14 protein-coding genes and 1 riboswitch are annotated in these 12,859 nt (G+C 72.0%); of the genes, 5 read left to right on the forward strand and 9 right to left on the reverse strand.

Translation table 11 applies throughout. The features are described 5' to 3' along the window. Positions 1–77 precede the first annotated feature (77 nt). The 3 genes from egtD to ACR2FV_RS18050 all read left to right on the forward strand — a co-directional run bounded on the left by egtD (position 78) and on the right by ACR2FV_RS18050 (position 2,872). On the forward strand, positions 78–1,124 hold the full coding sequence (gene egtD / locus ACR2FV_RS18040; RefSeq protein WP_434017091.1) for an L-histidine N(alpha)-methyltransferase: 1,047 nt from the start codon (positions 78–80) through the stop codon (positions 1,122–1,124). 283 nt (positions 1,125–1,407) lie between these two features. Beyond that, a riboswitch (cyclic di-AMP (ydaO/yuaA leader) is annotated at positions 1,408–1,570 on the forward strand. A 12-nt stretch (positions 1,571–1,582) separates the two neighbouring features. Then, positions 1,583–2,518 carry a transglycosylase family protein gene (locus ACR2FV_RS18045; protein ID WP_434017092.1) on the forward strand — a complete coding sequence of 312 codons (936 nt, stop codon included), beginning with the start codon at positions 1,583–1,585 and terminating at the stop codon, positions 2,516–2,518. Between the two features lie 180 nt (positions 2,519–2,698). Next, a complete protein-coding gene (locus tag ACR2FV_RS18050) occupies positions 2,699–2,872 on the forward strand; it encodes a hypothetical protein (RefSeq protein ID WP_434017093.1) in 174 nt (57 codons plus the stop codon). Between the two features lie 30 nt (positions 2,873–2,902). Here the strand turns inward: ACR2FV_RS18050 and ACR2FV_RS18055 are convergent, their stop codons facing one another. The 9 genes from ACR2FV_RS18055 to ACR2FV_RS18095 form a co-directional block, all read right to left on the reverse strand. After that, positions 2,903–3,667 (reverse strand): SDR family NAD(P)-dependent oxidoreductase, encoded by a 765-nt coding sequence (locus ACR2FV_RS18055; protein WP_434017094.1) that lies wholly within the window; start codon positions 3,665–3,667, stop codon positions 2,903–2,905. Between the two features lie 23 nt (positions 3,668–3,690). Next, a complete protein-coding gene (locus ACR2FV_RS18060; RefSeq protein WP_434017095.1) occupies positions 3,691–4,839 on the reverse strand; it encodes an acyl-CoA dehydrogenase family protein in 1,149 nt (382 codons plus the stop codon). 152 nt (positions 4,840–4,991) lie between these two features. After that, positions 4,992–6,080: an ABC transporter ATP-binding protein gene (locus ACR2FV_RS18065; RefSeq protein ID WP_434017096.1), complete on the reverse strand. Its 1,089-nt coding sequence runs from the start codon at positions 6,078–6,080 to the stop codon at positions 4,992–4,994. Between the two features lie 38 nt (positions 6,081–6,118). After that, positions 6,119–6,949 carry an ABC transporter permease gene (locus ACR2FV_RS18070; protein WP_434017097.1) on the reverse strand — a complete coding sequence of 277 codons (831 nt, stop codon included), beginning with the start codon at positions 6,947–6,949 and terminating at the stop codon, positions 6,119–6,121. Then, positions 6,946–7,698: a molybdate ABC transporter substrate-binding protein gene (gene modA, locus ACR2FV_RS18075; RefSeq protein WP_434017098.1), complete on the reverse strand. Its 753-nt coding sequence runs from the start codon at positions 7,696–7,698 to the stop codon at positions 6,946–6,948. The genes ACR2FV_RS18070 and modA overlap by 4 nt, the downstream gene beginning before the upstream one ends. After that, positions 7,695–8,090 carry a TOBE domain-containing protein gene (locus ACR2FV_RS18080; protein ID WP_434017099.1) on the reverse strand — a complete coding sequence of 132 codons (396 nt, stop codon included), beginning with the start codon at positions 8,088–8,090 and terminating at the stop codon, positions 7,695–7,697. The genes modA and ACR2FV_RS18080 overlap by 4 nt, the downstream gene beginning before the upstream one ends. Before the next feature lie 170 nt (positions 8,091–8,260). After that, the gene (locus ACR2FV_RS18085; RefSeq protein ID WP_434017100.1) at positions 8,261–8,893 is read right to left on the reverse strand and encodes a dimethylsulfonioproprionate lyase family protein; all 633 of its coding nucleotides are present in this window, start codon (positions 8,891–8,893) and stop codon (positions 8,261–8,263) included. Further along, the gene (locus ACR2FV_RS18090; protein ID WP_434017104.1) at positions 8,890–9,732 is read right to left on the reverse strand and encodes an SGNH/GDSL hydrolase family protein; all 843 of its coding nucleotides are present in this window, start codon (positions 9,730–9,732) and stop codon (positions 8,890–8,892) included. Before ACR2FV_RS18090 ends, ACR2FV_RS18085 begins: the two co-directional genes overlap by 4 nt. A 17-nt stretch (positions 9,733–9,749) precedes the next feature. Further along, positions 9,750–10,433 (reverse strand): uracil-DNA glycosylase, encoded by a 684-nt coding sequence (locus tag ACR2FV_RS18095; RefSeq protein ID WP_434017101.1) that lies wholly within the window; start codon positions 10,431–10,433, stop codon positions 9,750–9,752. Positions 10,434–10,750: 317 nt separating this feature from the next. Here ACR2FV_RS18095 and ACR2FV_RS18100 point away from each other — a divergent pair, with 317 nt between their 5' ends. Together ACR2FV_RS18100 and ACR2FV_RS18105 are read left to right on the forward strand one after the other, a co-directional pair. Next, on the forward strand, positions 10,751–11,047 hold the full coding sequence (locus ACR2FV_RS18100; protein ID WP_434017102.1) for a DUF3263 domain-containing protein: 297 nt from the start codon (positions 10,751–10,753) through the stop codon (positions 11,045–11,047). Further along, positions 11,047–12,738: a formate--tetrahydrofolate ligase gene (locus ACR2FV_RS18105; protein WP_434017103.1), complete on the forward strand. Its 1,692-nt coding sequence runs from the start codon at positions 11,047–11,049 to the stop codon at positions 12,736–12,738. Before ACR2FV_RS18100 ends, ACR2FV_RS18105 begins: the two co-directional genes overlap by 1 nt. Positions 12,739–12,859: the final 121 nt, after the last annotated feature.

Raw genomic sequence — 12,859 nt, forward strand, 5'->3', positions numbered from 1 at the left:
CACGAGCGGCTCACCTATCGCAACTTCTTCCCAGGCGGCTCCCGCTGGGCTTTCTCCGGGCTTCGACTGGCTCGCTCGTGAGCGCCCTGCCCTCGTCCCCGCAGCCGACCGGGGACGAGGGGGAGCAGGCACGACGACGTGCCGGTATGCCGTCCACCCGGTTCCGGCTCGACCGGCACCTGCTCCCCTCCTCGATGCGGGTGGCGCTGGAGGCCGACGTCCGCGCCGGGCTCACGGCGAGCCCCAAGTCGCTTCCCCCGAAGTGGTTCTACGACGCCCGCGGCTCCGAGCTGTTCAGCCGGATCACCACACTGGCCGAGTACTATCCGACCCGGGCCGAGCACGCCATCCTGCGGGCGCACGCCGGGCAGATCGCCGAGCTGACCGGCGCCGACACCCTGATCGAGCTGGGCAGCGGCACCTCGGAGAAGACCCGGGTGCTGCTGGACGCGCTGCAGGAGGGCGGCACGTTGGAGCGCTACGTGCCGTTCGACGTCGACGAGAGTGTGCTCCGGGAGGCCGGCGAGGCCGTGGCCGCGGAGTACCCCGAGGTCGGCGTGCACGCCGTGCTGGGTGACTTCGAGCACCACCTGCCGTTGCTGCCCACGGGCGGCCGGCGGCTGATCGCCTTCCTCGGCGGCACCATCGGCAACCTGATGCCGGCCCAGCGGGCAGCGTTCCTGCATACCTTGGCCTCGACGATGGCTCCCGGCGACGCCCTGTTGCTGGGGACCGACCTGGTCAAGGACCCGGCCCGGCTGGTCGCGGCCTACGACGACGCCGCCGGGGTGACAGCGGAGTTCAACCGCAACGTGCTGCACGTCCTGGTCCGTGAGCTGGGCGCCGATCTCGACCCGGAGGCCTTCGCGCACATGGCGCTCTGGGATCCCGAGCACGAGTGGATCGAGATGCGGCTGCGCTCGCGCACCGATCAGGTGGTGCGGGTGCTGGACCTGTCGGTGCCGTTCGCCGAGGGGGAGGAGCTGCGCACCGAGGTCAGCGCGAAGTTCCGCAGATCGCGGGTAGCGGAGGAGGTCAGTGCGGCCGGGTTGGAGCTGTCCCAGTGGTGGACCGACACCGACGGTAACTACGCCTTGTCCCTGTCCACCCTGAGGCCACGGTGACCCGCCACCGACGCGCCCGGGCATGAAGCTGAGGCCGTCGGGCGCAGGCGCTGCCGCACGACGGTCAGGATGTTTCGCGGCATATCGGCCTCCGGCCAGATCGGTCACTCCCTGCCCCGACTCCCGATTTCCTCACCCTTGCGTCTTGGCCGGGTTAGACATACCCGGCTTGGGTATGTAACGATTTGGTCACGACCGCGATGCGGAACCGGTTCTCGTGCCCTTAGCGAGAGTTGGGCCGCGCCGCGCACCGCAGCAACGTGTGTGCCCTGACGCCAAGCCTCGTCACAGGGCGCCGAGCCGGAACGTCCGGGCATCAGGCGAGGGCGGGGGACCCAAGTCCGGTGTGCCACCGTAGGCACGCCTTGGGGTGGAGCCGCATGCGCGGCCGGGCACTGACCGCCCGAACCCGACAGCTAACCCCGCAGGCGTATGTGTCAGGAAGGAACAACCCCCCTATGCGCTACACCCCCAAGCACTCTGCCGCGCGTTCGCGTGGCCCTCGCGTCGCCGGTGCGACCCTGGTCAGTGCCGCCAGCCTGGTGGCTGGTCTGGCCGTGACCGCCCCCGCTGCCCAGGCCCAGGAGGGCGTCTGGGACCGAGTGGCCGCCTGCGAGTCCGGTGGCAACTGGAGCATCAACACCGGCAACGGCTTCTACGGCGGGCTGCAGTTCGTCCAGTCGACCTGGGTCGGCTACGGCGGGAAGCAGTATGCGGCCTACGCCCACCAGGCCAGCAGGAGCCAGCAGATCGCCATCGCCCAGAAGGTGCTCGCCGGACAGGGCCCGGGCGCGTGGCCGACGTGCTCGGTGCAGGCCGGGCTGACCCGCGCCAACGGTGGGGCCGGGTCTGCTCCCGCCCAGGCGCCTGAGCCCGAGCCGGCCCCTGCGCCCGCCCCGGCCCCGGCCCCTGCGCCCGCCCCGGCCCCGGAGCCTGCTCCCGCCCCGGCCCCGGAGCCTGCTCCCGCCCCGGCGCCCGAGCCCGCTCCCGCCCCGGCCCCGCAGACCTCCTCCGCGCCCGAGCGCAGCCAGTCCTCCGCTTCCCGTCAGGCTCCGGCCGAGCGGGTCTCCGGCCCGAGCTACACCGTCGTCGCGGGGGATACCGTCTCCCGGATCGCTGCCCGCTTCGGCAGCAGCGTCTCGGCCATCGTCTCCGCCAACGGGCTGGCCGACAACGGCCGGCTGATCTACCCCGGCGAGACCCTGGTCGTCCCGGGCGGCAACACCCCCGCGGCCGCCCCGACGACGTCGGACTACACCGTCCGCTCCGGTGACGTGCTGTGGCGCATCGCCAAGGACCAGGGCACGAGCGTCGACGCCATCGTGGACGCCAACGACCTGAGCAACCCGGACCTGATCCTGCCCGGGCGGACGCTGGTCATCCCCGGCGCCTGATCCATCAGCGACTTGTCGGCCCGAGCGGCCGGCGACGTCGCCCGACGAACCCCGGTGGCCTCGGCCACCGGGGTTCGTCGGGCTGCATGGAGTGGACGTATCACCGGGTCTGCTGCGGACTCCTTGCCTTCTGGTACGACCGAGTCCGACACTGGTCATCAGCGAAGATAAGAGGAAGTCATGGCTCAGCAGTCCAGCGACCACCAGATCACCACCAGCCTGCCGCCCGAGATGTCGGCCCGGTGCTCCTGCGGAGCCACCAGCGGCCCCCAGAGCTCGAGCGCTGAGCTCCAGCAGTGGGTCGACGAGCACACCGGTGACAAGCAGACCCAGCCGTACTGGGCCGGCGTCTAGGAGACCCGGACCAGACCGAACCCGAGCGGGTCAGCGGGGCGGCATCCGCAGCGCGCCGTCCAGTCGGATCACCTCGCCGTTGAGCAGCGGGTTGTCCACGATGTGCGCGACCAGCGCGGCATACTCGGTCGGCCTGCCCAGTCGGGAGGGGTGGGGCACCAGTGTCTCGAGGGTCTGCTTCACCTCACCGGGCATCCCGGCCATCATCGGCGTCTCGAACACTCCCGGGGCGATGGTCATCACCCGGATCGCCTTGTCGGCCAGGTCGCGGGCCGCGGTCAGGGTCAGCCCGGCCACCCCGGCCTTGGACGAGGCGTAGGCCGCCTGCCCGATCTGCCCGTCGAACGCCGCGACCGAGGCGGTCAGCACGATCACCCCGCGATCACCGTCGACCGGCTCCAGACCGGCCATCTGCTCGGCCGCGAGCCGCAGCACGTTGAACGTGCCGATCAAGTTGATCTCGACCACCGTGCGGTAGGTGTCCAGGTCCAGGGTCCCGCGCTTGGACAGGATGCGCCCCGGCGTGGCCACACCGGCGCAGTTGACCACGACCCGCAGCTCGCCGAGCTCGCCTGCCTCGGTGATCGCCGCCCGGACCTGGTCCTCGTCTCGCACGTCAGCAGCAGCGAAGCGGGCCTTGTCGCCGAGCTCGGCGGCCAGCTCCTCGCCGCGTCCGCCGGGCAGGTCGGCGAGCACCACGGACGCGCCGTCGGCCAGCAGGCGCCGGGCGGTGGCCTCGCCGAGGCCGCTGGCCCCCCCGGTGACCAGGGCGACGGTGTGTGCGGTGATGTCCATGCCGGTGTGCTCCTTCGACGCGCCTAGCGGTTCTGCTGCAGCTGGCGGGAGATCACGAGCCGCTGGATCTGGTTGGTGCCCTCGAAGATCTGGGTCACCTTGGCCTCGCGCATGAACCGCTCGACCGGGAAGTCCTGGGTGTAGCCGTAGCCGCCGAGCACCTGCACGGCGTCGGTGGTCACCTTCATCGCGGCGTCGGTGGCGACCAGCTTGGCCACGGAGGCCTCCTGGGTATGCGGTCGGCCGGCGTCCTTGAGCCGGGCCGCGTGCAGGTAGGTGGCCCGGGCCGAGCCGACCGCGGCGGCCATGTCAGCCAGCAGGAAGGCCAGCCCCTGGTTGGCGATGACCGGCTTGCCGAACTGCTCGCGCTCGCACGCGTATGCCGTGGCCTCGTCCAGCGCTCGCTGGGCCAGTCCCGTGGCGCACGCGGCGATCCCGAGCCGGCCGCCGTCCAGGGCGCCCATGGCGATCTGCATGCCCTGGCCCTCGGCGCCGACCAGCCGGTCGGCCTCGACCGCGACGTCCTCGAAGACCACGTCGGCGACCGGGTCGGCGTGCAGGCCCATCTTGCGCTCGGGTGCCCCGAAGCCCAGGCCCGCCGCGCCACCGGGCACGACCAGGCAGGACAGGCCCTTGGTGCCGTCGTCGCTGGTGCGCACGAAGGTGGAGTAGAAGTCGGCGTGCCCGGCGTGACTGATCCACGCCTTGGTGCCCGACACGGCATACCCGGTGTCGGTGCGCACCGCCCGGGTGCGCATGCTCGCCACGTCGGAGCCGGCGTGCGCCTCGGACAGGCAGTAGGCGCCCAGCTGGTCGCCGGAGAGCATGCCGGTCAACAGCTTCTCCTGCTGTGCCGGGGTGCCGAACTGCGCCACCGGGAAGCAGGTCAGTCCGTGCACCGAGACCCCGACCCCGACCGACATCCAGGCGTGGGCGAGCTCCTCGAGCACCTGCAGATAGACCTCGTAGGGCTGCCCGCCCCCGCCGAGCTCCTCGGGGTAGGGCAGCGACAACAAGCCGGTCTGACCGAGCATCCGATAGGTGTCCCGGGGCAGCTCCCCGGCTGCCTCGGCCTCGTCGGCGCGGGGGAGCAGCTGCTCGGCGGCGATCTCGCGGACCAGGTCCAGCAGGTCACGCGACTCCTCGGTGGGGAGCACTCGCTGCACGGCCATGGCGTGAACTGTAATCAGTCGACGGACGTCAGCCCCCATCGGGGCGCTCGACCAGGCTCCACCACCCGATGTGCTCGCCACCGCGCCCCGCGCAGGGGGCGGCGGCGCGCACAACGGTCAGCGGGCGTGTGGACGGCGGCCGGGCTGCACACTCAGGCGGGATAGGTGCGCACCTCGGTCGCCTTGACGCCGGCCCACAGGGCACGGCCCCGACGCAGCCCGAGCTCGGCCACCGCGCCGGTGGTGACCTCGGCGATCAGCGGGACCGGCCCGTCCAGCCCGACCCGCGCCCGCTGCCCGGAGACCGTGACCTCCAGCACGGTCACCGGCCAGGTGTTGCGCGTCGAGCCCTGCGCAGGTGCGTCGTAGAGCGCGACGGCAGCGGGGTCGACCGCCACCCACAGGGCCGCCCCGTAGGCCACCGAGCCGGGGTCCTCCGCGGTCACGATGGTGGCCCCGTCGAGGTCCACACTCACCTGCCGGCCGACGCGCGCTCGTCCGCGGAGCAGGTTGAGCCCGACGATGCGAGCGACATACGGGCTGCGCGGTTGGGCGATCGCGGCGCCGGGGGTGTCGACCTGCACGACCCGGCCATGCTCGAGGAAGACCAGCCAGTCGGCCAGGGTGAGCGCGTCGAGGGGGTCGTGGGTGACCAGCACGGTCGCGCCGGGGAAGTCCTGGAGCCGGTGGTGCAGGTCGGCGCGGGTGCGGGACCGCGTGGCTGGGTCGAGCGCGGACAGCGGCTCGTCCAGCAGCAGCAGGTCGGGGTCGGTGGCCAGCGCCCGGGCGAGGGCGGCCCGCGCGGCCTGGCCGGTGGACAGGGTGGGTGGACGGCGGTCGCCCAGCTCGGCCAGCCCCACCCGGTGCAGCTCCTGCACGGCGCGGGCGCGCGCCGTGTGCCGGTCGGTGCCCCGGGACCGGAGGCCGAAGGCGACGTTGTCGCGCAGCGTGAGGTGTGGGAACAGCAGCGGCTCGGCCAGGACCAGGCCGACGCCACGCTCCCGGGACGGGAGGGCGACCTGCTGGGTCACGTCGTCCCAGGTCGATCCCGGCGGGTATGCCGTGTGCTGGGCACGGCGGATGGTGCCGGAGGTCAGGGGCACGAGCCCGGCGAGGGCCAGCAGCAGGGTCGACTTGCCCGACCCGTTGGGGCCGAGCACGGCGGTCACGGTGCCCGGTGCGAAGTCCAGGTCGGCGGTCAGGGTGAAGTCACCGCGGCGCACCGTGAGGTCCGCGCGCAAGTCGCCACTGTCGTCGGCTGACGGTGCTGGCCGGGCGTTCATGGCAGCCACCGGCTACGCAGCGCGGCGAGCACGACGACGCAGACGGCCAGCATCAGCACCGAGAGGGCCAGCGCAGCGTCGGGGTCCTGCTCCAGCGCGGTGAAGACGGCCAGCGGCACGGTCTGGGTGCGGCCCGGGAAGTTGCCGGCGAAGGTGATCGTGGCTCCGAACTCGCCGAGCGCCCGGGCCCAGGCCAACGCCGCACCCGCCGCGATGCCGGGGGCGACCATCGGCACCACGACGGTGCAGAAGGTGCGCCACGGTGAGGCCCCGAGGGTGGCGGCGATCCCGTCGTAGCGCCGGTCCAGGCCGCGCATCGAACCCTCCACCGAGATGACATAGAACGGCATGGCGACGAAGACCTCGGCGAGCACGACGGCGAGGGTCGTGAAGGGGATGCTCACCCCGAGCGTCTGCTGCAGCGGCCCGCCCAGGACACCGGTGCGCCCCCAGGTCGCCAGCAGCGCCACGCCGCCGACGACCGGCGGCAGCACGAGGGGCACGGTGACCAGGGCGCGCAGCCAGGGCAGCAGGGGGTGCTCGCCGCGGGCGAGCAGCCAGGCCAAGGGGGTGCCCAGCGCCAGCACGACCACCAGGGTGCAGGTGGTGGTGAGGGCCGACAGCCGCACCGCCTGCCACGCCGCCGGCGACGCCAGGTCGCCGGGCAGGCCCAGCCAGTCCACCCGGAGCAACAGCGCGGCCAGCGGCAGGGTGAGCAGCAGCACCGCGAGCCAGGCGGGGGCCCGCAGCAGCATGGTGCTCCAGGTTTGCCTGCTCCGGTGCCGGGTGCGCCCGGTGGTGCCGCGCCGTGTCGTGGTCCGCGTCATGGTGCGCCGAACCCGGCCCGGGTCAGCAGCGCCTGCACCTCGTCGCTGCGCAGAGACCGCACGAACGCCGGGCCGGCCGGCGCGTCGCCGAGGGCCACGGCCGGGTAGCGGTTGACTACATTCAGGTCGTCGGGCACCGGGATGGCTGTGACGCCGGCGGTGGGGTCCACGTCGGTGACATAGACGACCCCGGCGTCGGCCTCGCGGGAGGCCACCTTGGCCAGGGTGGCCCGGACGTCGGGCTCGTAGGACACCACGCTCGGCGCGATCCCGGCCCGCTCGAACATCGTCGCCGCCGCCGCGCCACACGGCACCTGCTCGGCGCAGAGCACCAGCCGCAGACCCGGTGCGTCGAGGTCGTCCAGTCCGGTCACTCCCGCCGGGTTCGACTGCGGCACCACGACGGTCAGGGTGTTGCTGGCGAAGACCACCGGGTCGCCGGCCGGCAGGTCCGGCGACAGCGCGGACAGCGAGGACCCGCCGGCGAGCAGGACGACATCGGCGTCCGCGCCCTCGTTGACCTGCTGCACGATGGTCGAGGACCCGGCGTAGCTGAGCTGCAGGTCCAGATCGGGCTCCGTCTCCTCCACCTGCTCCTCGACCTCGGTCATCACGTCGGTCAGGGACGCGGCCGCCAGCACGGTCACGGTGCGGGTGTCGTCGCTCGGCGTCGCGCATCCCGCGCAGGCCAGCATCCCGACGAGCAGGGTGGCGGCGAGCCAGGGCCCGGACGGGCAGGCAGCGCTCACCCCGGCACCCCCACGGTCACGTGGGTGGCCTTGATCGAGGCGACCGCCACCGAGCCGACCTCGAGCTCCATCTCGCGCACCGACTCGGCGCTCAGCAGCGACACGATCCGGAACGGTCCGGCCTGGATCTCGACCTGAGCCATCACCCGATCGGCGACGATGCGGGTGACGATGCCGCGCAGCTGGTTGCGCGAAGAGGTCCGGCCCAGGGTGCCGATGTCGGGAGTGTGAGCGAGCTGCTGGGCCAGGGCGGCGACGTCGGCGCCGGCGACCACCACGCGCCCGGAGTCGTCCCTGGTCGCGCTCAGTCGCGCGGCCTCGATCGCCCGCCGCACGGTGTCGGTCGACACCCCGCGCAGCTCGGCCGCCTCAGAAACCCGCAGATGCGTCATGCGACTCAGCATACGGCCGCATTTGCGTCACTAGGGAAGGTGCACCGCCTTCTCTGCGCTTGCTAGGGAGAGTGCGCGCTGGCTTGGGTTGGCTCGGGAATCCGGGTACGCACGCGGTCCGCTACGGGTGGTGCGGATCAGGGAACGAGGTATGCGGTTGGCGCAGCCGCTCAGGAGAGGCGACCCACGCGAACAGACAGGAGGCAGGGCCCCGGGTGGCCCACCGTGACGCGGTGCTGCTCATCGGAGCGGTTGAGGATCAGGGAGCCGGGAGCATAGACGGCGGCGTCGTTCTCCGACCAAGCCCCGGACAGTGAGAGGTAGCTCTCCTCGATCCCCTCGTGGCTGTGCTGCGGGTAGCTGGTGTGCGGCGCCAGCAGCACCAGCCCGAGGATGAGCTCCTCGCTGTAGACCGGACCCCGCGGGCCGAGGAGCTCGCAGTAGCCCAGATCGCGGGTGAGCTTCTCCGGCACGTCCTCGTAGCCGAACTCCCAGGGCAGCTCGTCGGCGACCCGGGCGAGCGCGCGGATCATCCCGGACAGCGGTCCGTCCACGCCGCGGTCGAGCGCGCGGCCGAAGTGGACGAGCACCGGCAGGGGGTCACTCACCCGGGCGACCTGCCGCGCGTCCGCCTCGACGACGGCGTGCAGCGCCTCGCGCACTCGGCGCCGATGGGCACTGATGACCTCGCTGCCTCCGGCCGAGCCGAAGCCGTAGACCGCCTCGATCTCGCCGAGCAGATAGGTCCAGTCGGGCCGGTCACTCAGGCGTGGGGCCTTGTCCGCAGCTGAGTCCTCGCTCATCGTGGGTCGCCCTCCGGTATGTCGTGCAGCGGCATGACCTCCGGCCGCTTGGCGCTGATGTGGTCGCCGGAAGAGCGACCCTGGAAGCGCCGCGCCACCCAGGGCCCTGCGTGCTGCTTGGCCCACTGCGCGTTGTCCCGGATGACCTCCAGGCGGCCCGGCGTCGCCCCGGGCGGCAGCGGCACGTGCCAGTCGACGTCGGCCGGGTCGTGACCCAGGCCGGCGTATGCAGCCAGGGCGACGCGCCGGTGGCCCTCGGAGGTGAGGTGGATCCGGTCCTGCGACCACATCCGCCAGTCGCGCAGGAAGTCCAGGCCCCACTGGTTGAGCACGTAGCAGCCATGGCGTTGGGCGATCTTCCAGATGTGCGCGGTGTAGATCGCCATCCGGCCCCGCGTGGCCCGGATCACCGGTGCGTCCCGCGGATCCGTCGGGGAGGCCACCAGCACGTCGGCGCCCGTCGTGCGCAGGCGCACGACGGCGTCCTCCAGCTGCTCGGCGAGTGTGTCGAGGTCGGCCCGGGGCCGCAGGATGTCGTTGCCGCCGCCGACGATGCTGACCAGATCCGGCTGCAGCGCAAGCGCGGTCTCGGTCTGCGCACCGGCGATCTGGGCGAGCATCCGGCCGCGGACCGCCAGGTTTGCATAGCCGAACGCTCCCGGCGTATGTGGTGCCAGCAGTGCGGCGAGCCGGTCGGCCCACCCGACGAAGTGCCCGTCGACCTCAGGGTCCAGGTCGCAGAGGCCCTCGGTGAAGCTGTCCCCGATGGCGACGTACCTGCTCCATTGGCGCGGAGCGGGAGACACGCTGCCGCTACCCGCGAAGGACGACGACGGCATACCGGACTCGGTGGGGCTCACGGCAACCTCCAGTCGACGGGCTCTGCTCCCTGGGTCCGGAGCAGGTCATTGGTGCGGCTGAACGGTGTCGACCCGAAGAATCCGCCGCGCGCCGACAGGGGCGAGGGGTGTGCGCTCTGCACCGTCGGCACGTCCCCCAGCGATGATGCCAGGTTGCGGGCGTCGCGGCCCCACAGGATGGCCACCAGCGGTCCGCCGCGCCGGACGAGCGCGTCGATCGCGAGGGCGGTGACCTGCTCCCAGCCCTTGCCGCGGTGACTGGCGGGAGCACCGGCCCGCACCGTCAGCACCCGGTTGAGCAGCATCACCCCCCGCTCGGTCCACGGGGTCAGGTCACCGCTGGTGGGCATCGGCACCCCGAGATCGGAGACCAGCTCGGTGTAGATGTTGTGCAGGCTGCGCGGGACCGGGCGCACGTCCGGGGCCACCGAGAAGCTGAGCCCCACGGCGTGACCCGGGGTGGGATAGGGGTCCTGCCCGACCACCAGCACCCGCACGTCGTCGAGCGGCTGGGCGAAGGCCCGCAGCACCTGTGGTCCGGGAGGTAGGTAGCCGCGGCCGGAGGCGACCTCCTCGCGCAGGAAGGCGCCCAGCTCGGCGACCGTAGCCTCGGCCGGGGAGAGAGCGTCGGCCCACGTCGGGTGCACCAGCTCACGCAAGGGAGTCGGTGCCGGATTCACCGGATCACTGTATGACGTGCCGGCCGCGCCATCACCCCGGCTCCATCAGTCTCGCGCCCGCCACGTTCGTGAGCGGGGCCGCTTGGTCAAACCTGCACAATCGCCATTTGGCAGGCAACGGCCCAGGTGGGGTCGAGTTGTGCAGTTTTGACGAAGCAGTGGGGCGGTGGCCCGTGGGGTCAGAGGGACGGGCGAGGGACATAAGACAGGGGTGAGCGCGGAGTTTGGGCGACGCGCCGCCGATGAATGACAGCGTTGTGATTCGATGCGTAGAATCCGGATCGGAGCACGTCGTCGAGCACCGTCGAGGAGTCAGTATGGCCGCGGCCAGCCAGGTCCACCACGTCGCACCGTCGCAGGGCCTGGGGGAGCGAGATCGTGCCATCCTGGACTTCGAGCGGCAGTGGTGGAAGCACCAGGGGTCCAAGGAGTCCGCCATCCGCGAGGGCTTCGAGATGGGGACGACGCGCTACTACCAGCGGCTCAACCAGCTCATCGACTCCGAGCAGGCGCTGGCCTACGACCCGATGCTGGTCAAGCGGCTGCGGCGGCTGCGCTCCAGTCGTCAGCGGGCCCGCTCGGCCCGCCGCCTTGGCTTCGAGTCGAGCGACTGATGCCCAGCGACCTGGACATCGCGCGGGCCGCCACGCTGCGGCCCATCGCGGACGTGGCCGCCGAGATGGAGGTGCCGACCGACGCGCTGGAGCCCTACGGCCGCCATGTGATGAAGGTCGACCTCTCCGCGATCGAGGCGATGGCCGACCGGCCGCGAGCCAAGTATGTCGTGGTCAGCGCCATCACGCCCACCCCCTTGGGGGAGGGCAAGACCACGACCTCGGTCGGCCTGGCCCAGGGGCTGGGTCGCCTCGGCAAGCGGGCCGTGCTCACCCTGCGCCAGCCCTCGATGGGCCCGACCTTCGGGATCAAGGGCGGCGCCGCCGGCGGTGGCTACAGCCAGGTCGTGCCGATGGAGACGCTCAACCTGCACCTGACCGGCGACTTCCATGCCGTCACGAGCGCGCACAACCTCCTCGCTGCGCTGATCGACAACCACCTGCACTTCGGCAACGAGCTCGACCTCGACGTCCGCTCGATCACCTGGCCGCGGGTGCTCGACGTCAACGACCGGGCGCTGCGCCAGATCGTGGTCGGACTCGGCGGCCGGGCCGACGGAGTGACCCGCCAGTCCAGTTTCGACATCACCGCCGCCTCGGAGGTGATGGCCCTGCTCGCCCTGGCTCGAGACCTCGACGACCTGCGAGCCCGGCTGGGCCGGATCGTGATCGGCTTCACCCGGTCCGGCGATCCGGTGACCGCCGAGCAGCTGCAGGGCGCGGGATCCATGGCCGTGATGCTGCGCGAGGCCCTCAAGCCCAACCTGCTGCAGACGCTCGAGGGCACGCCGGCTCTGATCCATTGCGGACCGTTCGGCAACATCGCCACCGGCAACTCCTCCGTGGTGGCCGACCTGGTCGGGCTGCGGGCCGGCGACTACGTGGTCACCGAGGCGGGATTCGGTGCCGACATGGGAGCCGAGCGCTTCTTCAACATCAAGTGCAGAGCCTCGGGGGAGTCGCCCGACGCCGCCGTGCTGGTGGTCACGACCCGTGCGCTGAAGATGCACTCCGGCAAGTTCCGCATCGTCCCGGGCAAGCCGTTGCCGCAGGACATGCTTGCCGAGAGCCCCGGCGACGTCGAGGCCGGGGCGGCCAACCTGATCAAGCAGATCGCCAACGTGCGTCTGCACGGCGTCTCCCCGGTCGTGGCCATCAACGCCTTCCCCACCGACCACGCCAGCGAGCACGCCGTGATCCGGCGCATCGCGCAGGAGGCCGGTGCACGGGTGGCGGTCTCCACCCACTTCGGCGACGGTGGGGCCGGGGCGGTCGAGCTGGCCGAGGCGGTGCAGGAGGCCGCTGAGGAGCCCAGCGACTTCCGCCCGCTCTACGACCTGGGCCTGTCGCTGCACGACAAGATCGAGACCGTGGCGCGCGAGGTGTACGGCGCCGACGGCATCGACCTCGGCACCGGGGTGGCCAAGCAGCTGGACGCCTACGAGCGGGCCGGGTTCGGCCGACTACCCGTCTGCATCGCCAAGACCCACCTGTCGCTGAGCTCGGACGCCTCGCTCCTTGGCGCCCCCACAGGCTGGCGTATGCCGGTCCGCGAGGTTCGTGTCTCGGCGGGAGCGGGCTTCGTCTACCCCATCGCCGGGACCATGCGGACCATGCCCGGACTCGGCGCCAGCCCGGCCGCGCACCGGATCGACCTCGACGACCAGGGAGAGATCGTCAACCTCTCTTGAGGTCTCCGGCCGAATCTCGCAAGGAGGGACCAACAGCAGCGGGAGGGAAACACACGAGGGGGGGAAACCGTTTGCCGGGGCGGGGGAGGGGGGCTGTCCTATGGGGGGGGACGGCAAGAAA

Source organism: Ornithinimicrobium sp. (assembly GCF_051004135.1).
Classification (GTDB): Bacteria; Actinomycetota; Actinomycetes; order Actinomycetales; family Dermatophilaceae; genus Ornithinicoccus.